A 24,180-nucleotide genomic window follows, 5' to 3' on the forward strand; every position below is an offset into this window, starting at 1 on the left:
CGCGAGGTGGCGCCTTCACCCGTTTCCCGGAGCTACGGCCCTATGGCGTTACGGTCCTGCGGTGCTACGGCTCTACGTGCTACGGCCGTACGGTGTTACGGCGTGATGCGCGTCCGGCGCGTCAGCGGTCCACCAGCCGGTCGAACTGCGTCGTCGTATGGCGCAGATGCGCCACCAGCTCATCCCCGACCCGCGGCTCCTGCGCGTCCGACGGCACGAACAGGATCGACACCTGCATGTGCGGCGGCTCCGCGAACCAGCGCTGCTTGCCGTCCCAGACGAACGGCGACAGGTTCCGGTTCACCGTCGCCAGCCCCGCCCGGGCGACCCCCTTCGCCCGCGGCATCACCCCGTGCAGCGCCTTCGGGGCCTCCAGCCCCACGCCGTGCGACGTGCCCCCCGCCACGACCACCAGCCAGCCGTCGGACGCGGCCTTCTGCTGCCGGTAACCGAACCGGTCCCCCTTGGCGACCCGCGTCACGTCCAGCACCGAACCCCGGTACTCGGTCGCCTCGTGGTCGCCCAGCCACAGCCGCGTGCCGATCCGCGCGCGGAAACGGGTCTGCGGGAACTGCTGCTGAAGCCGCGCCAGCTCGGACGCCGCGAGGTGGCTCACGAACATCGTGTGCAGCGGAAGCCGGGCGGCGCGCAGCCGGTCCATCCACGCGATGACTTCCTCGACCGCGTCGGAACCGTCCGTACGGTCCAGCGGAAGGTGCAGGGCGAAGCCCTCCAGCCGTACGTCCTCTATGGCGGCGTGGAGCTGGCCCAGCTCCTCCTCCTTCACCCCGTGGCGCTTCATCGAGCTCATGCACTCGATGACCACACGGGCGCCCACCAGGGCGTACACGCCGTCGACGGACGAGACCGAGCGCACCACCCGGTCCGGCAGCGGCACCGGCTCCTCACCCCGGCGGAAGGGGGTGAGGACCAGCAGATCGCCGCTGAACCAGTCCTTTATGCGGGCGGCCTCGTAAATCGTGCCCACGGCCAGCATGTCGGAGCCGAACCGCGTGGTCTCGTCGGAGAGACGTTCATGACTGAAGCCGTAGCCATTGCCCTTGCAGACCGGGACCAGCCCCGGGAACTGCTCGATGACCGACTTCTGGTGCGCCCGCCAGCGCGCGGTGTCGACGTAGAGGGAGAGCGCCATTGCCGGTCCGGAACCTTTCTCTCGGCTGCGGTGTATCAGAGTGCTGCGGTGATAAGAATATGAATCGTCGTGCGGGTGGGAGTTCCTTGTCAGAAGGATCCACCCCGCACCGCCGCCGGAAACCTACGGCGGCACCTCAACCGGTCGGCCGACCGATCAACCGACCGATCAGCGGCGCGACATGTACATGTCGAGCGCCTTGTGGAGCAGCTTGTTCAGCGGGAAATCCCATTCCCCGATGTACTCGACGGCCTCCCCGCCGGTGCCCACCTTGAACTGGATCAGACCGAAAAGATGATCGGTCTCGTCGAGTGAGTCGGAGATACCGCGCAGGTCGTACACCGTCGCACCCATCGCATACGCGTCCCGCAGCATCCGCCACTGCATCGCGTTCGAAGGCCGCACCTCGCGCTTGTGATTCGCCGAAGCACCGTACGAATACCAGACGTGACCACCGACGATCAGCATCGTCGCCGCCGCCACGTTCTCACCCTCATGACGCGCGAAATACAGACGCATCCGATTCGGGTCCTCGGTGTTCAGCACACTCCACATGCGCTGGAAGTACGACAACGGCCGCGGCCGGAAATGATCCCGCTCCGCCGTGATCTCGTACAACCGCTGCCATTCACCGAGATCCTCGTAACTCCCCTGCACCACATCGACGCCGGCCTTCTCGGCCTTCTTGATGTTGCGCCGCCACAGCTGGTTGAACCCCTTCAGCACATCGTCCAGCGAACGATTGGCCAAAGGCACCTGGAAGACATAACGCGGCTGGACGTCGCCGAACCCCGCGCCCCCGTCCTCCCCCTGCTGCCACCCCATCTTGCGCAGCCGGTCCGACACCTCGAAGGCGCGCGGCTCGATGTGCGACGCCTCGACATCACGCAGGCGCTTCACATCCGGATCCTGAATACCCGACTTGATCGCCGCGGCATTCCACCGCCGGATCACCACCGGCGGTCCCATTTTCACCGAGAAAGCACCCTGATGCTTCAGATGCGCCAGCATCGGCTGCATCCACTCGTCCAGATTCGGCGCATACCAATTCAGCACCGGACCCTCGGGGAGATACGCCAGATAGCGCTTGATCTTCGGCAACTGCCGGTACAGCACCAGCCCCGCGCCGACCAGTTCACCGTTCTTGTCGAACCAGCCCAGGTTCTCGGAGCGCCACTCCGTCTTCACGTCAGCCCACGCCGGGACCTGGCAGTGACTCGCCGCGGGCAGACTCTGGATATACGCCAGATGCTGCTCACGGCTGATGGTCCTCAGGGTCAGACTCATACGGGGCGCTCCTCGGCAGGTGTGTCCCCATCGATACAGGGGCTCCGGCTCTCGCGCCGAAGCCTACTGCGCCGATGGAGCGCCCCGTCTGGGCGTCGGCCGGAGCCGACCGGGAAAGTGCGTGACCGGGCCTGGGCCCGGCCGGTAGGAGAGGCCTACCCGATGACCCCGCCGAACAGACCGCCGTGCGCCATACCGAGGAAGAAGCCGACCGCCGAGGCGCCCAGCCCGATGATCAGCAGGAACCGCTCGCGCGTCGTCACGGAGATGAACTGCCCGTACGCGCCCGTCAGGATCCCCACCAGCCCCGCCCACGAACTGATCAGATGCAGCTGGTGGAAGAACGCCGTGACGAAGGCGAGAAGCCCCAGCGCCACCGTCACCACCATCAGAGTGTCCTGAAGCGGATGGGGCTTCCCGTCCGTCGAGAAAAGCGACGTGGAGGGGTTCGGTCGCATTGCCTGTGCCATCTGGCACCTCCTGGCCTTGCCGGAGGCGGCGCATCGTAGCGCCGCGCACACCCGATGTGTACAGATTGCGCCCGCGGGCGGCAGGATTTCAACAGGAAGCCACCGGGCGGGTAGTCTGTACGGTCTGCACCGGTGTCTGCCCTGGCCAGAACACGATCCGCTCGTCCGACGAGCCGGATTGTCAGTGGCCGCCGATACCGTTGCTCACGCATCACGACCCTCCTGCCACGGAACGACCGTGGCCGCTGAGTCCAAAGGAGGTGGGTTCCACATGCGTCACTACGAGGTGATGGTCATCCTCGACCCCGATCTTGAGGAGCGCGCTGTCTCCCCGCTGATCGAGAACTTCCTCTCCGTCGTCCGTGAGGGCAACGGAAAGGTCGAGAAGGTCGACACCTGGGGCCGTCGTCGTCTCTCTTACGAGATCAAGAAGAAGCCCGAGGGCATCTACTCGGTCATCGACCTCCAGGCCGAGCCTGCGGTCGTCAAGGAGCTCGACCGACAGATGAACCTGAACGAGTCGGTCCTCCGGACCAAGGTCCTCCGCCCCGAGACCCACTGAGCCACCGGCTCAGCGTCATCGGGACCGAGTAGCAGCAAGCAGCCAGAAGCAATCCCCGCCGAGAGGTTCACCCAATGGCAGGCGAGACCGTCATCACGGTCGTCGGCAATCTCGTCGACGACCCCGAGCTGCGCTTCACCCCGTCCGGTGCGGCGGTCGCGAAGTTCCGCGTCGCGTCCACTCCCCGCACCTTCGACCGGCAGACCAATGAGTGGAAGGACGGCGAGAGCCTGTTCCTCACCTGCTCGGTCTGGCGGCAGGCGGCGGAGAACGTCGCCGAGTCGCTCCAGCGCGGCATGCGCGTCGTCGTGCAGGGCCGGCTGAAGCAGCGGTCCTACGAGGACCGCGAGGGCGTCAAGCGCACGGTCTACGAGCTGGACGTCGAGGAAGTCGGCCCCAGCTTGAAGAACGCCACGGCCAAGGTCACCAAGACCACCGGCCGCGGTGGCCAGGGCGGTTACGGCGGCGGCCAGCAGGGCGGCGGCGGAAACTGGGGCGGCGGCCCCGGTGGTGGCGGTCAGCAGGGCGGCGGCGGTGCTCCCGCCGACGACCCGTGGGCCACCAGCGCGCCGGCCGGCGGCGGTCAGCAGTCGCAGTCGCAGGGCGGCGGGGGCAACGGAGGCGGCTGGGGCGGAAGCTCCGGCGGCGGCTACTCGGACGAGCCGCCCTTCTAAGGGCGGGCTCGCACCCCACTTCTTGATCACACAGGAGAAACACCATGGCGAAGCCGCCTGTGCGCAAGCCTAAGAAGAAGGTCTGCGCATTCTGCAAGGACAAGACCCAGTACGTGGACTACAAGGACACGAACATGCTGCGGAAGTTCATTTCCGACCGCGGCAAGATCCGTGCCCGCCGCGTCACCGGCAACTGCACGCAGCACCAGCGTGACGTCGCCACGGCAGTCAAGAACAGCCGTGAGATGGCGCTGCTGCCCTACACGTCCACCGCGCGATAAGGGAAGGGTGACCGAATCATGAAGATCATCCTCACCCACGAGGTCTCCGGCCTCGGCGCCGCCGGCGACGTCGTCGACGTCAAGGACGGCTACGCCCGCAACTACCTGGTCCCGCGCGGTTTCGCGATCCGCTGGACCAAGGGCGGCGAGAAGGACGTGGCGCAGATCCGCCGCGCCCGCAAGATCCACGAGATCGCCACCATCGAGCAGGCCAACGAGATCAAGGCCCGCCTCGAAGGTGTGAAGGTGCGTCTGGCCGTTCGCTCCGGCGACGCCGGCCGCCTCTTCGGCTCCGTCACCCCGGCCGACCTCGCCTCGGCGATCAAGTCCGCCGGTGGTCCGGAGGTCGACAAGCGTCGCATCGAGCTCGGTTCGCCGATCAAGACCCTGGGCTCGCACCAGGTGTCGGTGCGTCTGCACCCCGAGGTCGCCGCGAAGCTCGGCGTCGAGGTCGTCGCCGCCTAAGCGACGCGCTCGGCAGAGCACGCAGGAAGAGGGCCGTATCCCGGTGGGGTACGGCCCTCTTCTCGTTCCCGCTCTCTTCGTTCCCGCAGCCCGGCCCTGTTCCCCTCGCCTCGGCGTCGTGCCAGGTTTCATATGAAACGGGCACACTGGGTGTTTCACGTGAAACGGTGGCCCGGTCGGGGTGTGTCAGCGTGTAGCGCCCGTGACCAGCCACTGGCCGGAACGGGTCCGCAGCCAGAGCGTCAGCATGCGGACCGTCATCATCAGCCCCATCGCCCACCAGAGAGCCGTCAGCCCGCCGCCCAGGACCGGCACGAGCAGAGCCACCGGCGCGAAGACCACCAGCGTCACCAGCATGGCCCCGGCGAGATACGGGCCGTCCCCCGCGCCCATCAGCACGCCGTCCAGTACGAACACGATCCCCGCCAGCGGTTGCGTCACCGCCACCACCAGCAGAGCGGGCACCAAGGTCTCCCGCACCGCCGGGTCCCCGGTGAACAACGGAATGAACAAGGGGCGCGCGACCACGATCAGCACGCCTAGCACCACACCCGACACGATGCCCCACCGCACCATGCGCCGGCACACCTCCCGGGCGCCCGTGGTGTCCCCCGCCCCGAGATAGCGGCCGATGATGGCCTGCCCCGCGATGGCGATCGCGTCGAGCGCGAATGCCATCAGGCTCCACAGCGACAGAAGAATCTGATGTGCCGCGATGTCCGCGTCCCCGAGCCGTGCGGCGACCGCCGTGGCGATCATCAGAACTGCCCGCAGCGAGAGCGTACGGACCAGCAGTGGCGCACCGGCCTGTGCACTGGCCCGTATCCCCGCCGCGTCGGGCCTCAGCGATGCGCCGTGCCGACGCGCTCCCCGTACGACGACGACCAGATAGACGGCGGCCATGGCGCACTGCGCGATCACCGTGCCCCAGGCGGAGCCGGCGATGCCGAGGCCGGCGCCGTAGACGAGCGCGACGTTGAGCGCCGCGTTGGCGCCGAAGCCGCCGATGGCGACGTACAGCGGAGTACGGGTGTCCTGAAGCCCGCGCAGCACGCCGGTGGCGGCCAGAACCACCAGCATGGCGGGGATGCCGAGGCTGGAGATCCGTAGATAGGTGACGGCGTACGGGGCGGCGGTGTCCGAGGCGCCGAAGAGACCGATGAGCCAGGGTGCGGTGGGCAGGGCGACCGCGACGACGGCGGCGCCGAGCAGCAGGGCCAGCCAGATGCCGTCCATGCCCTGGCGGATGGCGGCCGGGAGGTCGCCGGAACCGACCCGTCGGGCGACGGCCGCGGTGGTGGCGTAGGCGAGGAAGACGAAGACGGACACGGCGGTCGTCAGCAGGGCCGCCGCGATGCCCAGTCCGGCGAGTTGCGGGGTGCCGAGATGGCCGACGACGGCGCTGTCGAACATCACGAAGAGCGGCTCCGCGACGAGGGCCCCGAAGGCCGGAACGGCGAGTGCGACGATCTCGCGATCGTGCTGTCGCCGTACCGTCCTGGATGGCGAGGGGGCCTGTGTCATGCGCTCAACCTAATCTTCCACAGGTAAGTGATGCAAGCGGTAGGTGATCCTTACTTCTGTCTCTGCTGAAGGATCGGTTGTGCGGTGGTTCCGCTGATCTTGGCCCAGTCGGGAAAGTTTTTCTCCCCCACAGCCGGTGGATGGAAAAAGCCCAGGTCAGTAGCAGTGTGGGGCCGCCGGTATGACTTTGTCCACAGCACTGTCCCCCGCTCCGTGCACAGGTTCGCGCACGTTCTCCACAGCATCTGGTCTTTCGTCCACACGGCCTGTGGATAACAAGATTGGCTGACGTCGCTGACGGGCCTACCGTGGACCGGCGTCCGACGCGCCGGAACCGGAGTCAGACCTCTCGTTTTGTCAGTGTCGTGCCGTACAAAGAGTGGCACGGCGAGGTCCGCTGGGCGGACATGAGGAGGTGGCCGGTGAGCATTCCCGAGCCGTTGGACGACCCCTGGACCGATACCGGTCCCAGCGACCGTCTGCCTGTCTCCCGGCAGCGCCGTGGGGAGGGCCGGGGCCGCGAGGAGCAGCACGACCGGGGCAGCGAGAGCGGCCCCTGGGACGGCGGTTCCGGGTTCGAGCGGGTGCCTCCGCAGGATCTCGACGCGGAGCAGTCGGTGCTCGGCGGCATGCTCCTGTCCAAGGACGCGATCGCCGATGTCGTGGAGATCATCAAGGGCCATGACTTCTACCGTCCGGCGCACGAGATGGTCTTCCAGGCGATTCTCGACCTCTACGCCAAGGGGGAGCCGGCCGACCCCATCACGGTGGCGGCCGAGTTGGTCAAGCGCGGTGAGATCGGCAAGGTCGGCGGGGCCTCGTATCTGCACACCCTCGTCCAGTCGGTGCCCACGGCGGCGAACGCGTCGTACTACGCGGAGATCGTGCACGAGCGGGCGGTTCTGCGCCGGCTCGTCGAGGCGGGTACGAAGATCACACAGATGGGGTATGCGGCCGACGGGGACGTCGATGAGATCGTCAACTCCGCTCAGGCCGAGATCTATGCCGTCACGGAGCAGCGGACGAGCGAGGACTACCTGCCGCTGGGCGACATCATGGAGGGCGCGCTCGACGAGATCGAGGCGATCGGTTCGCGCAGCGGTGAGATGACCGGGGTGCCGACCGGCTTCACGGACTTCGACTCCCTCACGAACGGTCTCCACCCCGGCCAGATGATCGTCATCGCGGCCCGTCCGGCCATGGGTAAGTCCACGCTGGCGCTGGACTTCGCGCGTGCGGCGTCCATCAAGAACAATCTGCCGAGCGTGATCTTCTCCCTGGAGATGGGGCGGAACGAGATCGCGATGCGTCTGCTGTCGGCGGAGGCGCGGGTGGCGCTGCACCACATGAGGTCGGGCACGATGACGGACGAGGACTGGACTCGGCTGGCCCGCCGGATGCCGGACGTCTCGCAGGCGCCGCTGTACATCGACGACTCGCCGAACCTGTCGATGATGGAGATCCGGGCCAAGTGCCGTCGTCTCAAGCAGCGCAACGACATCCGGCTGGTGGTCATCGACTACCTCCAGCTCATGCAGTCGGGCGGTTCGAAGCGCGCCGAGAGCCGGCAGCAGGAGGTCTCTGACATGTCGCGAAACCTGAAGCTGCTGGCCAAGGAGCTGGAGCTGCCGGTGATCGCGCTGTCGCAGCTCAACCGTGGTCCCGAGCAGCGTACGGACAAGAAGCCGATGGTCTCCGACCTGCGTGAGTCGGGCTCGATCGAGCAGGACGCGGACATGGTGATCCTGCTGCACCGTGAGGACGCGTACGAGAAGGAGTCGCCGCGCGCCGGCGAGGCGGACCTCATCGTGGCGAAGCACCGTAACGGTCCGACGGCGACGATCACGGTGGCGTTCCAGGGGCACTACTCGCGCTTCGTGGACATGGCGCAGACCTGAGTCGGCGGCCCGGCTCTCGGAGTTTCGTGCGGGTTCCGCGTCGACCAGGTCGACAGGCGCGATCGTCGTTATGCCGTTTCGCCGGTGCCGGCGACCATGCGGACGAGGGTGTCGATGAGTTCGTCGGCGGTGGTGTGCAACGAGCCTGTCTCCAAGTGGCCGCTGAGCTCCATGTCCGTGATGCCGTGGGTGCTGGTGAGCAGCAGGGCGCCGTAGTGCCGTGCGCTCCGCTCCCCCACGAGGGCGGCGACGATGGCCAGGAACTCGTCCTGGAAGCGTCCTGCCGCGCGGATGCGGTCCGCGGTCGGGTCGTCCGCCGGTCCGCATAGCTGACGCCGGACGTGATCGAGCCCTTCACCGAGTTCTTCGGGGCGGTGTCCGGGACGCCTGAACAGCATCTGGTACAGGTGCGGCCGGTCCCGGCCGATGCCGACGAGGGTGTGGAGAGCACCGCGCAGGGTGTCCGGGGCCGACAGGGAAGGGTCGGCCCTCAGCGCGTGGACCTGGTCGCCGATCCGTTGCCAGCTCTCGGTCGCGACGGTGGTCAGCAGGCTGTCCTTGCCCGTGAAGTGCCGGTACGGCGCTCCCCGGCTCACGCCTGCCCGCGCACCCACCTCGCGCAGGGTGACCGCTTCGGGGCCGCCGAGGTCGAGGAGTTCGGCGGCCGCGTCGAGCAGGGCGCGGCGGGTGACGGCGGCGGACTCCGCACGGGTGACCATGACGTCCATCCTACAGTTGACGGTGTCATCCGAACTGGTATCTTAATCGAGGTGACAACGTCATCTGAAATCCAGAAGCTGGTCGTCGTAACCGGAGCCTCCACGGGCATGGGCGCGTCAGTCGCCCGCGAACTGGCTCGCCGGGGATTCCACGTCCTGGCCGGCGTGCGGCGCGACCAGGACGCCGACGCCATCCGGTCGACCGGCATCGAACCGGTCATCCTCGACATCACCGACGCCGAGCACGTGGAGGCACTCGCCGCGCGGGTCGCCGACGACCCGCGGGCGCTGCACGCGCTCGTCAACAACGCCGGCGTCCAGGTGAACGCCCCGGTCGAGGCCCTGCCGATGGCACAGTGGCGGCGGGTGTTCGAGGTCAACCTGTTCGGCCACATCGCCGTCACCCAGGCGCTCCTGCCCGCCTTGCTGCGCAGCAGGGGCCGTGTGATCAACATCAGCTCGGTCGGTGGCAAGGTCGCCATGGCCACGTACGGCGCGTACGCCGGTGCGAAGTTCGCCCTGGAGGCGGTCAGCGACTCGCTGCGCCGGGAGGTCGCGCCGCTGGGCGTACAGGTCGTCGTAGTCGAGCCCGGCGGCGTCCGAACGGAGATGGCCACCCGCGGGATCGCGACGGCGAACGACCTGGCCGCTCGGATGACGCCGGAACACGACGGGCGCTACGGCAGCCTGGTCCGGGCGAACAACACGTTCATGGCCTCGGGCACGGCGTCGGGCCTGACCGCCGACGCCGCAGCCCGGGTCATCGCGAAGACCGTGACGACCCGCAGACCGCGCACCCGCTACACCGTGGGCCGGGATGCCGCCCTGGTCACCCGCCTGGTCCGGATGGTGTCCGACCGCACGCTCGACCGCATCCTCGCCGCCAACCTGCGCCGCCACTACCCGAAGGGAGCCACCCCCGTCCCCACCACCCGGGGCCGTCGGGTGGGACCCGCCCGGTGCTAGGGCGGACCGATCAACGAGCCGCCGGAGCAACCGTTCCTTGCCGGGGGAGGATGACCGCATGGCATCGCGACTGGAGTTCGGTGAGAGCGTGTGGGCGGAGCTGGGGCGGCCGGTGGGGGCGCGTCGGCTGGAGAGCAGTCCGCGTTCGCGGGTGTGGCGGGTCGGGCTGGCCGGGGGATCCGCGGTGGTCAAGCAGGTGGTGGAGGGACCGGACGCGGATGAGCGGTACGCCCGTGAGGTGACGGCGTTGCGGCTGGCGGCGCGGGTTGATCCGCCGGTGGTTCCCGCGGTGCTGGGGACGGATCCCGGGGAACGGGTGCTGGTTCTGGAGGATCTGGAACATCTGCGCCCGCCGGGTGACTGGGTGGTGGCGTACGCGGGCGGGCTGGCGCGGTTGCATGCGGCGACCGGTCCCGGGGACGCGGGGGTGCTGCCGCGATGGGCCGGGCCGACGCGGGGCGATGTTGCGTCGTTTCTGGCGCTGGCGGAGTCGCTCTCCGTCCCTGTGGCACGTGAGGTACCCGGTGAGCTGGACGCCTTGGTGGCGCGGCTCGGCAGTCTGCCCGGGGACGCGTTGCTGCACGGGGATCCGTGCCCCGGCAATGACCTGCACACCGCCGCGGGAGTTCGGTTCATCGACTTCGAGCAGGCGTCCCTCGGCAGTGGTCTGGTGGAACTGGCGTATCTGCGGATCGGTTTTCCCACCTGCTGGTGTGTGACCGAGGCGTCCGCGCCGCTGTTGGGGCGGGCGGAAGCGGAGTATCGCTCGGTGTGGCGCGCGGAGACGGGGAGCGAGCTGGAGGGCGATGCGGTGGACGCGTGTGTGGGCTGGTTGCTGCGGGGGGACGCGCTGGTGGAGCGGGCGTTCCGGGGGAGCGCCGACCATCTGGCGCGGGTTCCGGACGAGGACTGGACGTGGGGCACCGCGACCGCGCGGCAGCGGCTGGTGCACCGGCTGGGTGTCGTCGGGCGGGCGGCTTCTGGCCGGCCCGGGCTGGGGGCGGTGAGCCGTCTCTCCCTGGATCTGCGCGCGCGTATGCGCGAACTGTGGCCCGGGGTGCGGCCGTTGCCGTCGCGGCGCCCGGAGGGCTGACCGGTTAGGCGGGGGCGCTGTGTGCGGACGGGTCAGGCCGCTCGTTCGGCCGCGTTGCGCTCCACGCAGAATTCGTTGCCCTCGGGATCCGCGAGGGTCACCCAGCCCGAGCCGTCGGGGCGGCGGCGGTCGGCCACGAGGGTGGCGCCCAGCGCGAGGATGCGTTCCACCTCTTCGTTACGGGTGCGTTCCTGGGGCTGGAGGTCGAAGTGGACCCGGTTCTTGGCGATCTTTTCGTCGGGAACGGCGATGAACAGCAGGGTGACGCCTCGCGCTTCGAGGAGCGCTTCCGAGTCCCCGGGCAGGTCGTCGTCGGCGAGGGAGGCACCGAGGACCTTGCCCCAGAAGGTGCCGAGAGCGTAGGTGTCGCTGCAGTCGATCGATATGTGATGCACGAGAGAAGTCATGGGGGTCACAGTGGTGATGGCCGGCGGTGCTTGTCCAGCACTTTTTGAGGCGGCGCCCGGTTTCCCGGCGGCGCGGGGTGGCGAGGGTTTCGGCGCACGGCGAAATGTGGTCGACGCGGCGGTGCGGCGCGGGTAGATGTGGTTCATGACCACACCCTGGGAAGAGTTGTTGCCCGGAACACGACGGGCCTTGCTGCATCGTGTCGCTGTCGCGCAGGCGGAGGCGCGGGTGCCTTCGGTGGTTGCGGCGGTGGCTCGCGACGGGCGGATGGTGTGGTCGGGGGCGCGGGGTTCCGTGGGCGGGCAGGAGCCGGACGCCGGTACGCAGTACCGGATCGGGTCGATCACGAAGACCTTCACGGCTGTGCTGGTGCTGCGGTTGCGCGACGAGGGGCTGATCGGTCTCTCGGACCCGCTGGAGAAGCACCTTCCGGGCACGGGGGTGGGTGAGGTCACCGTCGCGCAGCTTCTGGACCACAGTGCGGGGCTCGCCGCGGAGAGTCCGGCTCCGTGGTGGGAGCGGACGCCGGGTGAGCTGCGCCCGGAGCTTGCGGATGTGCTGGGTGAACGGCCGGTGGTGCACCCCGCCGGACGGCGGCACCACTACTCCAATCCGGGGTTCACGCTGCTGGGTTCGCTGGTCGAGGCGGTACGTGGCATGCCGTGGGCGGAGGCCCTGCGGCGTGAGGTTCTTGAGCCGCTGTCCATGGACCGTACGACACCGCAGCCGGTCGCGCCGGCCGCCGGCGGCTGGGCCGTGCACCCGTGGGCCGACGTGATGCTGCCGGAACGGGTCGAGTCTCTGGGGCTGATGGCGCCCGCGGGTCAGCTGTGGTCGACCGCCGCCGACCTCTGCCGGTTCGCGGGATTTCTCGTGGAGGGCGATGAGAAGGTCCTGAGTGCGGCATCCGTGGCGGAGCTGCGCACGCCGTCGGTGGCACCTGAGACGGGTCAGTGGGACGGCGGCTACGGCCTCGGGACGCAGTTGATGCGGCACGGCGACCGGACACTGGTGGGGCATACGGGGTCGCTGCCAGGGTTTGTCGCCGGCCTGTGGGCGAGCGTGGCCGACGGGGTGGCGGCGGTGGTGCTGGCCAATGCCACGTCGGGGCTGGCGTCCGGTTCGGTGGCGGCGGAGCTGATCGGGATCGTGGCGGACGCGGAACCACGGATCCCGGCACCCTGGAAGCCGCTGCCCGAGGTGGACCAGGAGCTGCTGGCGCTCACCGGGCCCTGGTACTGGGGTACGCAGGCGGTCGCGCTGAAGCTGACGGCGGACGGCGGGCTGGAGCTGTGCCCGTTGCGCGGTGGCGGACGGGGTTCGAGCTTTGTCCCGGCGGGCGACGGCGGCTGGACAGGGCTCGACGGTTACTACGCGGGGGAGACCTTGCGGGTGGTGCGGCGTCCCGACGGATCCGTGAGCCATCTCGACCTCGGCTCGTTCGTCTTCACCCGAGGGCCGTACGAGCCGGGTGACGCGGTTCCCGGCGGGGTGGACGCGGGGGGCTGGCGCGGGCTCGACGGGTAGCGCCGATGGTGATGTTTCACGTGAAACCGGACGCTCCGGTCGAGGGGCGGTAGAGTGCTACCGGGCCCGAAGCCGCAAGCGTGAATTGCGACTTCGGGCCTTGTCGTTGAGGTGGGTCAGTTGCGGAACGCCTGGAGTTTCGCGCCTCCGTGCCATGCCTCCAGCAGACCCCGGTGGACGGCGGTCATGTCATGGCGTCCGGCGAGCAGCAGTGCGTCGCGGGTGAAGGGGCAGGTGGCGACGAGCAGGGCGATGTCGGCTTTGTGGTCGAGCTTGGCCATGCCGATGAACCGCTGTACGTCACCGCTGGTGATGGTCGCCGCAGGGGTGCGTGCTCTGCACTGGACGACCACGCGGCGTCCGTCGGGCGTGTAGGCGACGATGTCGGCTCCGGTGCCGCCGTGGCCGCCGGTCACGATGACCGGATCGCATCCGTCACGGCGGCAGAGCCACGCGATGTGTTGCTCGAACTGGCTGCTGTTCATGGCGTCGAGCGCGCCCATGGAACCGGCTGCCTCGCTCTCGCGCAGGATGCGCTTGAGACGGGTCACCTCGTCCTCCAGGGCTTCGATCCGGGCGCGCTGCTCGCCGTCGTTCCGGATGGCTGTGTTGAGCGCCGGGACGACCGCCGTGCCGATGGTGGTGCGGACGATGTCCTCGGCGATGCGCACCGCGTCGGCGTCGGCGGGCGCGGTGGGGTGCAGGGCGAGGGCGTCGGTGATGCGGGTGTCGATCCACTCCTTCAGCCTGTGGATTAAGTTATCCACAGGCTCTGCGGAGTGGCTCCGCTCGCTGTCGAGCAGGTATGTACGCACCTGACGTGCGACGATGCTGTCGCGGAGCAGCATCGCGATGTTCAGGACGGCGCGACGGGAGAAGATCCCGAGGGAGCGGCTGCGGGACCTGATTCCACAGACTTGCTTGAAGTAAGTCAGTTCCTCACCGCTGAGAACGCGGTATCCGTTGGCGTCGAGTTCGCTCCGATGGTCGTGGATGACAGCCCAGATCGCGTTCTCGCTGACCTCGAAGTAGGCGGCGACGTTCTTGGTCGTGGCATGCAGGCCGTCCGGTGAGAGGGCCAGTTCTTTGACTCTGTCGAGGACTTCGTCGCGTTCCGCGACGCTTGCGCGCAGGGAGCTGGACTCCAGCAGAGCCATCTCGTCGAGCATGTGGTCCGTCTCCTCCTGGCCGTGCGGCCCGTGGGAGGGGCGGGATCCGAATGGGCATATGTCCCGCCCCCTTGCCGGGGGCAACGAGCCGGATCGGATAAGGATGCGGTTTTCAGATACTCAGTTTGAATCCGACGTGGGAGGCGGTGAAGCCGAGTCGCTCGTAGAAGCGGTGCGCGTCGGTGCGGGTGGCGTCGGAGGTCAGTTGGACCAGTTGGCAGCCCTCGCGGCGCGATACGTCGATCGCCCATTCGATGAACCGGGTGCCGAGGCCGCTGCCGCGTTCGTCGGAGTGGACCCGTACCGCTTCGATGAGGGAGCGGGTGGCACCGCGGCGGGAGAGCCCGGGGACGATGGTCAGCTGGAGGGTTCCGACCACGCGGTGGCCGCGTACGGCGACGACGAGGTGCTGGTTCGGGTCGGCGGCCAGCCGGGCGAAGGCCGCGGTATACGGAGTCAGGTCGTCGGGCGACTCGCGCTGTGCGCCGAGCGCGTCGTCCGCCAGCAGGGCCACGATGGCAGGGATGTCGTCGGGGACCGCGGGCCGTATCTCCACGTCGTTCATGGTCGGCAGCGTACGCCGCCGGGGTGTGGCCGGGGTGGGCGGTCAGCCCGTGGCCAGGGTCAGTGGTGCGAAGCGGCGGGCCCGGTCGCCGGGCAGGTCGGGGAGGCCGTACGTCATGAGCGTGGTGTGGTTGGCGAGTTCCAGACCGTGTTCTTTCAGCCAGTTCAGCAGCCCTTCGTCGCGTACGTCGACGGAAGTGCGCAGCGGCCGGTCCGGACCGGGGGCGAGGGCGGAGATCAGGGCCTTCGCGGTGTCGGTGTCCCGGGCGACGAGGGGGCCGATGACATCGGTCGCCGGGGTGGGCCAGGCCGCCGCATAGCCGGTGATCGCGGAGGCTTCCTCGGCGACAGCGAAGCGGTCGGCGAAGGCGGGGAGTCGCGCGAGTAGGTGGGTGCGGTCCGCTCCGAAGACCTCGTTGTCGAGGCGGACGATGGCGGGCAGGTCGGCGGCGGTCGCGGGCCTCGTCGCCGGGAGCGGTGTACCGGGGCCTGAGGGCCGGAAGCGGCCGAGGACGGTCTCGATGGTGCCGATACCGGTGAAGCCGAGCCGTTCGTAGAGCGGTCTGCCGTGGGGCGTGGCGTAGAGGACGAGCGGTGTGGTGCCGGCCTCACGCAGGACATGGGTCATCAGACGTTGTCCGAGTCCCTGACGGGCGTGCCGGCCGGCGACGAGGAGCATGCCGACGGCGGCGAGTTCACGGCCGTAGGAGGTGACGACGCAGACGGCGGCCAGGCCCTTGCCGTCCGGGTCGTCGATGCCGTGACCGACGCCCGCCGACAGGAGCAGGCCCCATCGGTGTTCTTCGCGTGCCCAGTCACGGTCTTCGGCGAGGTCCGCGCAGGCCGTGAGATCTCTCATGGTCAGGCGCCGGACGGGCAGTGCGGAGTGCGGTGTCGGCATGGAGATCAGGCTGTCGGAGCCGGTGATCGTTCGTCCACCGTTTTACGGGAAGTGGCCAGGACCCGGAGGCGTCGGCCGCGGCGGGTGAGCCCCCAGGGCTTGAGGACGGAGATGGCCGTCAGGAAGAGGTAGGCGGTGGCGGAGACGACGGGGGCCGCGACGAGGCTGAGGTCGGGCTGTCCGTCGGCCGCGGCCTGGTGGATGTTCGGCCGCAGGGCGAAGACGGTCGCCGAGAGCGTGACGAGAGTCAGCCAGAACTTGATCCGGACCCAGTGGTGGCGCGCCAGGCCCCAGGGGGTGCCGAGGGAGAGCAGTACGCCGCTGAGGAAGGCGAGCAGGGCGAGGGGGACGATCAACCAGTCGGCGACGATCTGCATGGCGCGGTAGGCGGCCTGCGTGGTGGCGGGGTCTTCCGCGGTGTAGGCCGCGATACCGAGGGCCAGCAGACCGAGGGCGAGTCCCAGCCAACTCACGGAGACGATGACGTGGAGGGCGAGGAGGGTCCGGCGCATGGGCCGCTTGAGTTGTTTCACGTGAAACACGGTGCCTGGCGGGTGGGCGGCGGGCGTCTGCCCACGGGAGTAACCGCGCGTACTAGCCTCGGCGTACATGGCGAGTATGACGAGCACGGCGAGCGGACCCAGGCTTCATCTCTTCGACCTCGATGGCACGCTGATCCGTGGTTCGGCCGCCGCCGTAGAGATCTCCCGGCAGTTGGGGGTGGGCCGCGAGATCGCCGAGCTGGAGCGGGACTTCGTCTCTCGTGGGCTGCCGCCTGACGAGTTCGCGGTACGGGCCCGGGAGCTGTGGGCCGAGCTGACGGTGGAGCAGGTGGCAGCGGCTTTCGAGGGTGCTCCCTGGCTGTCGGGAATCCGTGAGGTGTGGGGTGACATCCGGAAGAGAGGTGATTACTGCGCTGTTATCTCCCTCTCGCCTGATTTCTTTGTTTCGCGGCTGCTGGAGTGGGGTGCGCACGCCACGCATGGTTCGCGGTGGCCGGGTCTGCCTTTCACCGAGCCGGTGGACCGGGCGGGCATTCTCAACCCCGCCGCGAAAGTGAAGATCGCGAATCGGCTGTGTGCAGAGTTCGGGGTGGGGCTGGACCGCTGTGTTGCCTATGGTGATTCGATGTCCGATGCGGAGATCTTCACGGTGGTGCCCTGTGCCGTGGCCGTGAATGCCGATCATCACCTGTCGGGGCTCGCCACGTACACGTACGCGGGAGACGATCTGCGCGAGGTCTATGAACTGGTGAGCCTCCAGCAGTAATACTCTGGTCCGGAGGTGCCGTGGAAACGCGGCGGGGATCCGGCGATTGAGTGCGGGAGCGATGCACCCTAACGGTAAATCCAGTGTGGATGCCCGAACTTCACGCTCTTTGTCCGCTGTCGCGGCATGGCCTGCCATGCTGCGACGACGGGCGTTGCGCGCTGTGCCGTATTCCCGCGCTTCCTGTCCCCGCGGGGGCTGAGGCGGGGGTTGGGCGGGCTGTCGGCAGTCCGAGTCAGAACGGGGAATTGCCTGCGTATTCCGGACCAGCGGATGTGCGCAGACCGACCGAAAGATGTTCGAGGCGAGGCACACGATGGACGCTCCGACCACCACGTCGGCTGACAACGGCACTCCCGGGGACGACGGCGGCTCCGGGGAGCGCGCGGGCGGCGGTTGGTTCTCCCCTCGGCGGGCGCCGAGCGGCGAGGGCCGGCCGGACCCGACGGCGTCGGGCGGTGCCGGAGAGGCGGCCGGCCGGGACCGAATACCCCCCCAGGGCCGTACCTTCGCCTCGCTGCGCCCGGTGGGCTCCGGCGGGACCCGTACGGCGCCGCCGTGGCGCGACGGCCCGGCCGCCCCGGGCCAGGATCCTGGTACGGAGCAGCCGTCGCCCGCGCAGCCGTTCCCCGCGGACGAGAGTGTTCCCGACGCGTTCCGGCCGCGGCCCAAGGGCACGCGCGCGGGGGAGGGTCCCGCGGCCCATCCGCAGGTCTCCGAAGGACCCGGGACGACAGCCGGCGGGATCGGCGGGCCCGTTTCCGCGGCCGCCGCGGAGGCGGCCGTACGCTCGGCCGCCGCGCGCCCCGGCCCCGTACCGCCGTATGCCGACGACGCCGTACGGCACCATCCCGTGCAGCCGGAGTACGAGCGACCCCTGGGCGGCGAGAGCGCCGGTGCGGCGCCCGAACCGGCTGACGCCGAGTGGGCCGCGGAGCCTTCGGGTGGCGAGGAGCGTGTGCAGGATGCCTCTCCGGGCGTCTCTCCGCCGCCGCAGATGTCCGTGTCGGCGGCGCTGCCGCCCGAGGCGCCGGCCGCCGCCCCGGCGGCACCGGCGGGGCAGCCGTCGGTCGTGCCGCCCGCTCCCGCGGCGCCCGATCCGAACGCCTCGCCGGACGCGATTCTCGTCCGCCGGACGCTGGCCGAGGTCGCCCCGGTGTCCGATCAGCTCACCTCGTACTTCTACTCGCTTCTCTTCGTGCGCCACCCCGATCTGCGCGGGCTGTTCCCGGTGGCGATGGACGCGCAGCGCGACCGGCTGCTCAGGGCGCTGCTGACGGCCGCGGAGCACATGGACTCGCCGGCCGTTCTCACGGACTATCTCCGGCAGCTGGGCCGCGGGCACCGCAAGTACGGCACCCAGTCCGCGCACTACCCCGCGGTCGGTGAGGCCCTCATGGGCGCGCTGGCGCGTTACGCCTCGGCCAGCTGGGACGAGGAAACCGAGGGGGCCTGGGTCCGGACGTACACGACCATCTCCCAGATCATGATCGACGCGGCGGCCGAGAACGAGCAGCACGCTCCGGCGTGGTGGCAGGCCGAGGTCGTCGCGCACGAGTCGCGGACCTCCGACATCGCCGTGGTGACGGTCCGTCCGGACCAGCCGTACCCCTTCCTCGCCGGGCAGTACACGAGTCTGGAGACGCCGTGGTGGCCGCGGGTCTGGCGGCACTACTCCTTCGCGTCGGCGCCCCGCCCGGACGGTCTGCTGTCGTTCCACGTCAAGGCGGTGCCGGCGGGCTGGGTGTCCAACGCGCTGGTCCATCACGCGAAGCCCGGCGACGTGCTGCGACTGGGGCCGCCGGCCGGCTCCATGACCGTCGACCACAGCACGGACAACGGCCTGCTCTGTCTGGGCGGAGGGACCGGCATCGCACCGATCAAGGCGCTCATCGAGGATGTCGCCGAGCGCGGGCAGCGGCGTCCGGTGGAGGTGTTCTACGGCGCGCGCAGTGATCACGACCTGTACGACATCGAGACGATGCTGGAGCTGGAGAGTGCGCACCCGTGGCTGTCGGTGCGCCCGGTGGTCGCGGAGGGGCCCACGGCGGGACTGACGGGGCGGCTCCCCGAGGCGGTGCGCGACCACGGCCCGTGGCACGAGTTCGACGCGTATCTGTCGGGGCCGCCCGGGATGATCCGCAGCAGTGTGGACGCGCTGCGGGGCGCCGGGATCCCCTCGGACCGGATCCGCCACGACTCTCTCGAGGAGCTGGTCGCGGCGGCCACGTAGTACCCGGTCACGGAAGACCCGACCGCGGAACGTCCGGGGCACCGCTCCCCGGCCGGGTCGTGTCGGCCGGGGCCGCCGGTCAGCCCAGGTCGGGGGCGTGCATCGCGCGCACGCCCTCGATGTTGCCGTCCAGGTAGTGGCGCAGGGAGAGCGGTACGAGATGGACGGCGGCGATGCCGACCCGGCTGAACGGCACCCGGACGATCTCGTACTCCCCGAGCGGCTCGTCGATCTCGGGGCCGTGCCGCAGCGAAGGGTCCATCGAGTCCAGCCGGCAGACGAAGAAGTGCTGCACCTTCACGCCGGTGACGCCGCCGTCGGCGATGTGCTCCACGGTGTCCACGAAGCACGGCACCACATCGATGATCTTGGCGCCGAGTTCCTCGTCCACTTCGCGGTGGAGGGCGTCGACGACGGTGGCGTCCGTTCTCTCGACCCCGCCGCCGGGTGTGAGCCAGTACGGATCCACTCCTGGCTTGGTCCGTTTGATCAGGATCAGGTCGTCGCCGTCCAGCAGGATGGCGCGTGCGGTGCGCTTGACCACGGGCCGTTCGGTCATGGGAAGAGGTTCGCCCGTCCCACCACTTCTGAAACTCCCGGCGCCGCTCCGGCTCGCCGCCCGTCACCACTCCACGGCGGCCCGCAGCAGCCACTCGTGCGCCCGCGCGACCGGCGGCAGGGCGAGGGTGCCGGTGCGCACGGCCAGGAAGTACGTGCGCAGCGGGGGGACGGGCGGGTCGAGCAGGGCGATGACCTCACCGCGCTCCAGGGCCGCCTCGCAGAGGTAACGGGGCAGGACGGCGAGCCCGGCGCCCGCCGCCGTGCACTCCAGCACGGCCCGTAAGTCAGGGGCGATCACGGTCCCCGCCGCCGCGGGCCGGGTCTCGAACACGGTGGCCCAGTAGCGGGAGACGAACGGCAGGGACTCGTGGACCTCGACGACCGGAAGCTGTTCGAGCACCACGATCCGCTCGCGCAGCACCTCGTGGCCGAGGCGGGCCGCCCAGCGGGGAGCCGCGATCAGGACGTGCTCCTCGTCGCAGAGCGGAGTCGAGGTGAGCAGCCCGCCGCGCGGCCGGGCGGTGGTGATGGCCAGATCATGATGTCCGGCGGCCAGCCCTTCCAAGGTTTCCTCGGAGTTTCCGAAGAACGAGGTGCGCAGGGCGAGGCCCTGGGCGGTGAGCGCGGTGAGCGCGGGCAGGGCACGCAGGGAGGTGAATTCGGGCGGACCGGCGAGATGGAGGGTGCGTACGCCGGACTCCTCGTCGAGTCCGGTCTCGGCGATCTCGACCAGGGCGTCGAGGTGGGGTGCGGCGCGGTGCGCGAGTTCGTCGCCGATGGTCGTGGGGGTGACGCCGCGGGCCTGGCGGAGGAAGAGAGGGCGCCCGAGCTGCCGTTCCAGGGTCCTGATCTGGCCGGTCACGGCGGGTTGGGAGAGGCCGAGCAGGGCCGCGGCGCGGGTGAAGGAGCCGGCGCGGTGCACGGTGACGAACGTGCGCAGCAGAGCCAGGTCCATGTCCCGCTCTCCCGTCTCGAACCGCGCCTGCGCCCTGTCCGGACAGGGCCTCGCCCCGGTGGCGACCCCGCGTCGCCAACTATAAATAAGTCGATAGGCCGCTGTCGCTACTGTGATTGGACACTGACGCAGAGTCAACTAGCCTTGGTTAAATGGTTCTCCGCGCGTGGAACCTGGGACGGTCCGAGCCATGAGGGGGGAGGCTCGGACCGTCTCTTTTCGTATACGGCCAGGTACGGCGACAGTGGACGGCGGGCCGCCGCCGGTCCTGCCTCGCGCGGTCGGCGCCCGCCGCGTCCGGTCAGCGCCCCGTTTGCCGGCGCACCGTGTCGAGGGCGTTCAGGACATCCGCGAGCAGGTCCTCGGGGTCCTCGGCGCCGACGGAGAAGCGGATGAAGCCGTCCGGTACGGCGTCGCCGCCCCAGCGTCCGCGCCGCTCGGCGGTGGACCGTACGCCGCCGAAGCTCGTCGCGTCCTCCACGAACCGCAGCGCGCCGAGGAAACGTTCCGCCTTGTCCCGGTCGGGCAGGACGAAGGAGACCACGGAGCCGAAGCGGCGCATCTGGCGCGCGGCGACGGCGTGCGAGGGGTCGCCGGCCAGCCCCGGGTGGCGCACGCCGCTGACGTCGTCGCGTTCCGCCAGCGCGCGGGCGAGGACCAGCGCGTTGGCACACTGGCGCTCGACACGGAGCTGGAGGGTGGCGAGCGAGCGGTGGGCGAGCCATGCCTCCATCGGCCCGGGGATCGCCCCGACGACCTTGCGCCAGCGCCGCACCCCCGCGGCGAGCTCCGGGTCGCCGCTGGTCACATGGCCGAGGAGGATGTCGCCGTGGCCGGTCATGCCCTTGGTGTCGCTGGCCACGGAGAAGTCCGCGCCGAGCTCCAGGGGCCGCTGGCCGAGCGGGGTGGCCAGGGTGTTGTCGACGGCGACGAGGGTGCCGCCGGCGTGCGCCTCGCGCACGAGCCGGCGGATGTCGCAGACGTCGAGCCCGGGGTTGGACGGCGTCTCGATCCACAGGAGGCGCGCCCCGGCCAGGACCCGGAGCTGGGCGTCGCCGCCGGTCGGCGCGGTCCGCACCGCCACGCCGTACGCCTCCAGCCGTTCGCGCAGCAGCGGAAGGGCCTGGTAGCCGTCGTCCGGCAGGACGATCGCGTCGCCGGCCCGGAGCTGGGAGAAGGCCACCGCGGAGATCGCGGCCATGCCGGAGGCGAAGGCGACGGTCTCGACGGACCTGCCGGGCGCCTCCAGCTCGCTGATGGCCTGTTCGAGATGGGTCCAGGTGGGGTTCTCGTCCCGGCCGTAGGTGTACGGGCCGGTCGGATCGCCCGGCAGGTGGTAGTGGGCGGCGAAGACCGGCCCGGGGAGGGTCGGTTCGTGCTTCACCGGCTCGGGCAGCCCGGCCCGTACGGCTCGCGTGCCGTCGCCGATGTCAGGAGAGTGGTTCACGGCCGGCCTCAGTCGTTGTCGTCGGGGAGCGCGACATTCAGTGCCCACGACACCACGGAGATGACCAGACCGCCGAGCACGGCCGTCCAGAAGCCCTCGACATGGAAGCTCAGGCTCAGGCTCTCCGCGAGCCACGAGGTCAGCAGCAGCATCAGGGCGTTGATCACCAGGGTGAACAACCCGAGGGTGAGGATGAACAGCGGCAGCGTCAGCAGCTTCAGCACCGGCTTGACGAGGAAGTTGACCAGCCCGAAGAGCAGCGCCACCAGGATCAGCGTCAGGGCCTTCCGGCCGGTGCTCTCGCCGGTCAGGGTGATGTTCTGGATCAGCCAGATCGCCACCGCCAGGGCCGCTGCGTTGGCAATCGTCTTGACTAGGAAATTCTTCATGGTCTGATCGTGGCATGAAGGCATTTCGACTGGATGAGCTGGAGGCGGAGCGTGCCGCCAACGACGGCGCGTATCTGCAGTTTGTACGAGAACGCAACATGTCCGTGGGCCTGTACGCGCTGGACGCCGGCGCGACCGACCCGCAGCAGCCGCACCGGCAGGACGAGGTGTACTTCGTCGTCAGCGGACGGGCGTCGATCACGGTCGGTGCGGAGACCACGCAGGTCAGCCGCGGCAGCGTCGTCTACGTACCGGCCGGGGCCGCGCACAAGTTCCACCACATCACGGAGGATCTGCGGGTGATGGTGGTGTTCTCACCGCCCGAGGGATGACCCTCAGATGTGTCTCAGGGTCGGATCAGGGGAGAGCGGGGGCTGTGGGGCCACCGCGGGCGCTGCCGCGGCTCTAGCATCGAAGACGTACAGCGGATACATCACGACTCGGTGAAGCGAGGTAGGGACGATGGCGGTTCGGGAGATGTTCACGGGCATGCCCTGGTGGGTCAAGTGGATCGCGGTGCCCGCGATCGCCATCGTGGTCTTCGGCGGGCTGATCATCAGCCTGCTCGCGTTCGTGATCGGCCTGCTGTTCAAGGTGCTGATATTCGTCGCCCTGGTCGGCGGACTGATCTACGTCGTACGGAAGTTCACGGCGTCGTCCTCGTCGCGCGGTGACTGGTAGGGCTGTCAGTCCATACGGCTGTTAGCCCGCCCGAGGGAAAGGTGAAGGGGAAACCAACCCCCGCCCCGACCTGCCCCTAGAGTGGCTCACCTCTGCCGCACCCGGCGGGCCTCCGGCCCGTCAGCACGCCTGGGGGTGATCTTTGGTCACAGCTACATCCGCCGCGGCTCCCACCCTGATCGGATCGGTGCGGCGGGCGCTGCGACTGCTGGAGTCGGTGGGAGCCCATCCCCACGGAGCCACCGCGAAACAGCTCGCGCGGGAAGCGGGGCTCGCCCTCCCCACCGCCTATCACCTGCTGCGCACCCTCACCTACGAGGGCTATCTCCGCCGCGAGAGGGGCGTCTTCGTTCTCGGGGACGCCGCCCAGCGGCTGGTGTGCGCCGGAGCCGCCCGGAGCCGCCGCGCCACCCTCGCCGAGGTCCTCGGCCGACTGCGCGACGCGCTCGGCGTCCCCGTGTACTTCGCGGTCTACCACGAGGGCGAGATGGACCTCCTCTGCGTGGCCGACAGTCCCGCGTGCCCCGCGGTCGACGCCCGCGCCGACTTCCGCGCGACCGCCCATGCCCACGCGATCGGCCAGTGTCTGCTGAGCCAGCTCGACGAGGCGTCCCGCCGGGACCACCTGGACCGCTATCCCGTCCGCCCGCTCACCCCGTACTCGGTACGGGACCGGAGCACCCTGCTGGAGCGTCTCGACTCGCTGGGGCGGATGGAACCGGTCGTGGCCCGCCAGGAGTACCGGCTCGGGACGGTATGCGCCGCCGTGCCGATCACTGTCGGATCCGCCGCGGCCGCGCTGGCCATTTCTATACCGCTCCGTCAACAGGAACGACTGCTTCCGGCGGCCGAGCGGTTACGCAGAGAGATCGGATCCCTGCTGACCTCGCAAATCCTCTCTATCAGTATCTGAAAAATTACTCCTTGTGATCTGCTAGCGCTTACAGGACTATGGCGTCAAGAGGGTCAACGGGGATCATTCCC

General features: G+C 69.5%; 26 protein-coding genes and 1 pseudogene. 13 read left to right on the forward strand and 14 right to left on the reverse strand.

Annotated elements, in window-relative coordinates; translation table 11 throughout:
- Nucleotides 1-121: 121 nt before the first annotated feature.
- The 3 genes from ACFTZC_RS30755 to ACFTZC_RS30765 all read right to left on the reverse strand — a co-directional run bounded on the left by ACFTZC_RS30755 (nt 122) and on the right by ACFTZC_RS30765 (nt 2,910).
- Complete coding sequence (locus ACFTZC_RS30755) at nt 122-1,153, reverse strand: alanine racemase (RefSeq protein WP_365807516.1); 1,032 nt, start codon at nt 1,151-1,153, stop codon at nt 122-124.
- A gap of 168 nt (nt 1,154-1,321) precedes the next feature.
- On the reverse strand, nt 1,322-2,440 hold the full coding sequence (locus tag ACFTZC_RS30760; protein ID WP_365807514.1) for a peptidoglycan bridge formation glycyltransferase FemA/FemB family protein: 1,119 nt from the start codon (nt 2,438-2,440) through the stop codon (nt 1,322-1,324).
- 155 nt (nt 2,441-2,595) lie between these two features.
- Entirely contained in the window at nt 2,596-2,910 is a 315-nt protein-coding gene (locus ACFTZC_RS30765; protein ID WP_365807513.1) for a hypothetical protein, read from the reverse strand.
- A 271-nt stretch (nt 2,911-3,181) separates the two neighbouring features.
- Here ACFTZC_RS30765 and rpsF point away from each other — a divergent pair, with 271 nt between their 5' ends.
- The 4 genes from rpsF to rplI all read left to right on the forward strand — a co-directional run bounded on the left by rpsF (nt 3,182) and on the right by rplI (nt 4,892).
- On the forward strand, nt 3,182-3,472 hold the full coding sequence (rpsF, locus tag ACFTZC_RS30770) for a 30S ribosomal protein S6 (RefSeq protein ID WP_006604399.1): 291 nt from the start codon (nt 3,182-3,184) through the stop codon (nt 3,470-3,472).
- Nucleotides 3,473-3,546: 74 nt separating this feature from the next.
- Nucleotides 3,547-4,146 carry a single-stranded DNA-binding protein gene (locus tag ACFTZC_RS30775; protein WP_382895230.1) on the forward strand — a complete coding sequence of 200 codons (600 nt, stop codon included), beginning with the start codon at nt 3,547-3,549 and terminating at the stop codon, nt 4,144-4,146.
- A 44-nt stretch (nt 4,147-4,190) separates the two neighbouring features.
- Nucleotides 4,191-4,427 carry a 30S ribosomal protein S18 gene (gene rpsR / locus ACFTZC_RS30780; RefSeq protein WP_003967857.1) on the forward strand — a complete coding sequence of 79 codons (237 nt, stop codon included), beginning with the start codon at nt 4,191-4,193 and terminating at the stop codon, nt 4,425-4,427.
- An 18-nt stretch (nt 4,428-4,445) separates the two neighbouring features.
- Nucleotides 4,446-4,892: a 50S ribosomal protein L9 gene (gene rplI / locus ACFTZC_RS30785; protein WP_365807510.1), complete on the forward strand. Its 447-nt coding sequence runs from the start codon at nt 4,446-4,448 to the stop codon at nt 4,890-4,892.
- Nucleotides 4,893-5,078: 186 nt separating this feature from the next.
- Here rplI and ACFTZC_RS30790 read toward each other — a convergent pair whose 3' ends face one another.
- Nucleotides 5,079-6,416, reverse strand: a complete 1,338-nt coding sequence (locus ACFTZC_RS30790; RefSeq protein ID WP_382895233.1) for an MATE family efflux transporter — start codon at nt 6,414-6,416, stop codon at nt 5,079-5,081.
- 440 nt (nt 6,417-6,856) lie between these two features.
- Here ACFTZC_RS30790 and dnaB point away from each other — a divergent pair, with 440 nt between their 5' ends.
- Nucleotides 6,857-8,314, forward strand: a complete 1,458-nt coding sequence (gene dnaB / locus ACFTZC_RS30795; protein ID WP_365807692.1) for a replicative DNA helicase — start codon at nt 6,857-6,859, stop codon at nt 8,312-8,314.
- Nucleotides 8,315-8,382: 68 nt separating this feature from the next.
- Here the strand turns inward: dnaB and ACFTZC_RS30800 are convergent, their stop codons facing one another.
- A complete protein-coding gene (locus tag ACFTZC_RS30800; RefSeq protein ID WP_382895235.1) occupies nt 8,383-9,033 on the reverse strand; it encodes a TetR/AcrR family transcriptional regulator in 651 nt (216 codons plus the stop codon).
- Between the two features lie 51 nt (nt 9,034-9,084).
- Between ACFTZC_RS30800 and ACFTZC_RS30805 the strand changes: the two genes are divergently transcribed.
- Together ACFTZC_RS30805 and ACFTZC_RS30810 are read left to right on the forward strand one after the other, a co-directional pair.
- Complete coding sequence (locus ACFTZC_RS30805) at nt 9,085-9,999, forward strand: SDR family NAD(P)-dependent oxidoreductase (RefSeq protein WP_382895237.1); 915 nt, start codon at nt 9,085-9,087, stop codon at nt 9,997-9,999.
- A 58-nt stretch (nt 10,000-10,057) separates the two neighbouring features.
- The gene (locus tag ACFTZC_RS30810) at nt 10,058-11,092 is read left to right on the forward strand and encodes an aminoglycoside phosphotransferase family protein (protein ID WP_382895239.1); all 1,035 of its coding nucleotides are present in this window, start codon (nt 10,058-10,060) and stop codon (nt 11,090-11,092) included.
- 35 nt (nt 11,093-11,127) lie between these two features.
- Here the strand turns inward: ACFTZC_RS30810 and ACFTZC_RS30815 are convergent.
- A pseudogene (locus tag ACFTZC_RS30815) lies at nt 11,128-11,499 on the reverse strand (VOC family protein); the annotation flags it as partial.
- Nucleotides 11,500-11,644: 145 nt separating this feature from the next.
- Between ACFTZC_RS30815 and ACFTZC_RS30820 the strand changes: the two are divergent.
- The gene (locus tag ACFTZC_RS30820) at nt 11,645-13,027 is read left to right on the forward strand and encodes a serine hydrolase domain-containing protein (protein WP_382895241.1); all 1,383 of its coding nucleotides are present in this window, start codon (nt 11,645-11,647) and stop codon (nt 13,025-13,027) included.
- Between the two features lie 116 nt (nt 13,028-13,143).
- On the opposite strand, the gene ACFTZC_RS30825 is transcribed toward ACFTZC_RS30820, so the two are convergent.
- The 4 genes from ACFTZC_RS30825 to ACFTZC_RS30840 form a co-directional block, all read right to left on the reverse strand.
- The gene (locus tag ACFTZC_RS30825; RefSeq protein ID WP_382895242.1) at nt 13,144-14,196 is read right to left on the reverse strand and encodes a restriction endonuclease; all 1,053 of its coding nucleotides are present in this window, start codon (nt 14,194-14,196) and stop codon (nt 13,144-13,146) included.
- Nucleotides 14,197-14,308: 112 nt separating this feature from the next.
- Nucleotides 14,309-14,761, reverse strand: coding sequence for a GNAT family N-acetyltransferase (locus ACFTZC_RS30830; protein ID WP_382895244.1), 453 nt, complete (start codon nt 14,759-14,761; stop codon nt 14,309-14,311).
- 42 nt (nt 14,762-14,803) lie between these two features.
- Entirely contained in the window at nt 14,804-15,661 is an 858-nt protein-coding gene (locus tag ACFTZC_RS30835) for a GNAT family N-acetyltransferase (protein WP_382895246.1), read from the reverse strand.
- A 5-nt stretch (nt 15,662-15,666) separates the two neighbouring features.
- Entirely contained in the window at nt 15,667-16,194 is a 528-nt protein-coding gene (locus ACFTZC_RS30840; RefSeq protein WP_382895248.1) for a DUF2269 domain-containing protein, read from the reverse strand.
- Between the two features lie 85 nt (nt 16,195-16,279).
- On the opposite strand from ACFTZC_RS30840, the gene ACFTZC_RS30845 reads away from it, so the two are divergent.
- Nucleotides 16,280-16,930: an HAD family hydrolase gene (locus tag ACFTZC_RS30845; RefSeq protein ID WP_382895250.1), complete on the forward strand. Its 651-nt coding sequence runs from the start codon at nt 16,280-16,282 to the stop codon at nt 16,928-16,930.
- Between the two features lie 316 nt (nt 16,931-17,246).
- Nucleotides 17,247-19,163 carry a globin domain-containing protein gene (locus ACFTZC_RS30850; RefSeq protein ID WP_382895252.1) on the forward strand — a complete coding sequence of 639 codons (1,917 nt, stop codon included), beginning with the start codon at nt 17,247-17,249 and terminating at the stop codon, nt 19,161-19,163.
- A 79-nt stretch (nt 19,164-19,242) separates the two neighbouring features.
- Here ACFTZC_RS30850 and ACFTZC_RS30855 read toward each other — a convergent pair whose 3' ends face one another.
- The 4 genes from ACFTZC_RS30855 to ACFTZC_RS30870 form a co-directional block, all read right to left on the reverse strand.
- Nucleotides 19,243-19,722 (reverse strand): NUDIX hydrolase, encoded by a 480-nt coding sequence (locus tag ACFTZC_RS30855; protein ID WP_365807478.1) that lies wholly within the window; start codon nt 19,720-19,722, stop codon nt 19,243-19,245.
- 63 nt (nt 19,723-19,785) lie between these two features.
- Nucleotides 19,786-20,679, reverse strand: coding sequence for a LysR family transcriptional regulator (locus ACFTZC_RS30860; protein WP_382895254.1), 894 nt, complete (start codon nt 20,677-20,679; stop codon nt 19,786-19,788).
- Between the two features lie 301 nt (nt 20,680-20,980).
- Nucleotides 20,981-22,126 (reverse strand): cystathionine gamma-lyase, encoded by a 1,146-nt coding sequence (locus ACFTZC_RS30865; RefSeq protein WP_382895256.1) that lies wholly within the window; start codon nt 22,124-22,126, stop codon nt 20,981-20,983.
- Nucleotides 22,127-22,134: 8 nt separating this feature from the next.
- Complete coding sequence (locus tag ACFTZC_RS30870; protein ID WP_382895258.1) at nt 22,135-22,515, reverse strand: phage holin family protein; 381 nt, start codon at nt 22,513-22,515, stop codon at nt 22,135-22,137.
- Nucleotides 22,516-22,529: 14 nt separating this feature from the next.
- On the opposite strand from ACFTZC_RS30870, the gene ACFTZC_RS30875 reads away from it, so the two are divergent.
- The 3 genes from ACFTZC_RS30875 (at nt 22,530) to ACFTZC_RS30885 (ending at nt 24,109) form a co-directional block, all read left to right on the forward strand.
- Nucleotides 22,530-22,847 carry a cupin domain-containing protein gene (locus ACFTZC_RS30875; protein WP_382895259.1) on the forward strand — a complete coding sequence of 106 codons (318 nt, stop codon included), beginning with the start codon at nt 22,530-22,532 and terminating at the stop codon, nt 22,845-22,847.
- 130 nt (nt 22,848-22,977) lie between these two features.
- Complete coding sequence (locus ACFTZC_RS30880; protein WP_365807468.1) at nt 22,978-23,196, forward strand: DUF5326 family protein; 219 nt, start codon at nt 22,978-22,980, stop codon at nt 23,194-23,196.
- Nucleotides 23,197-23,338: 142 nt separating this feature from the next.
- Nucleotides 23,339-24,109, forward strand: a complete 771-nt coding sequence (locus ACFTZC_RS30885) for an IclR family transcriptional regulator (RefSeq protein WP_382895262.1) — start codon at nt 23,339-23,341, stop codon at nt 24,107-24,109.
- Nucleotides 24,110-24,180 lie beyond the last annotated feature (71 nt).

Origin of the sequence: Streptomyces sp. NPDC056987, assembly GCF_042673865.1 — a bacterium.
Classification (GTDB): domain Bacteria; phylum Actinomycetota; class Actinomycetes; order Streptomycetales; family Streptomycetaceae; genus Streptomyces.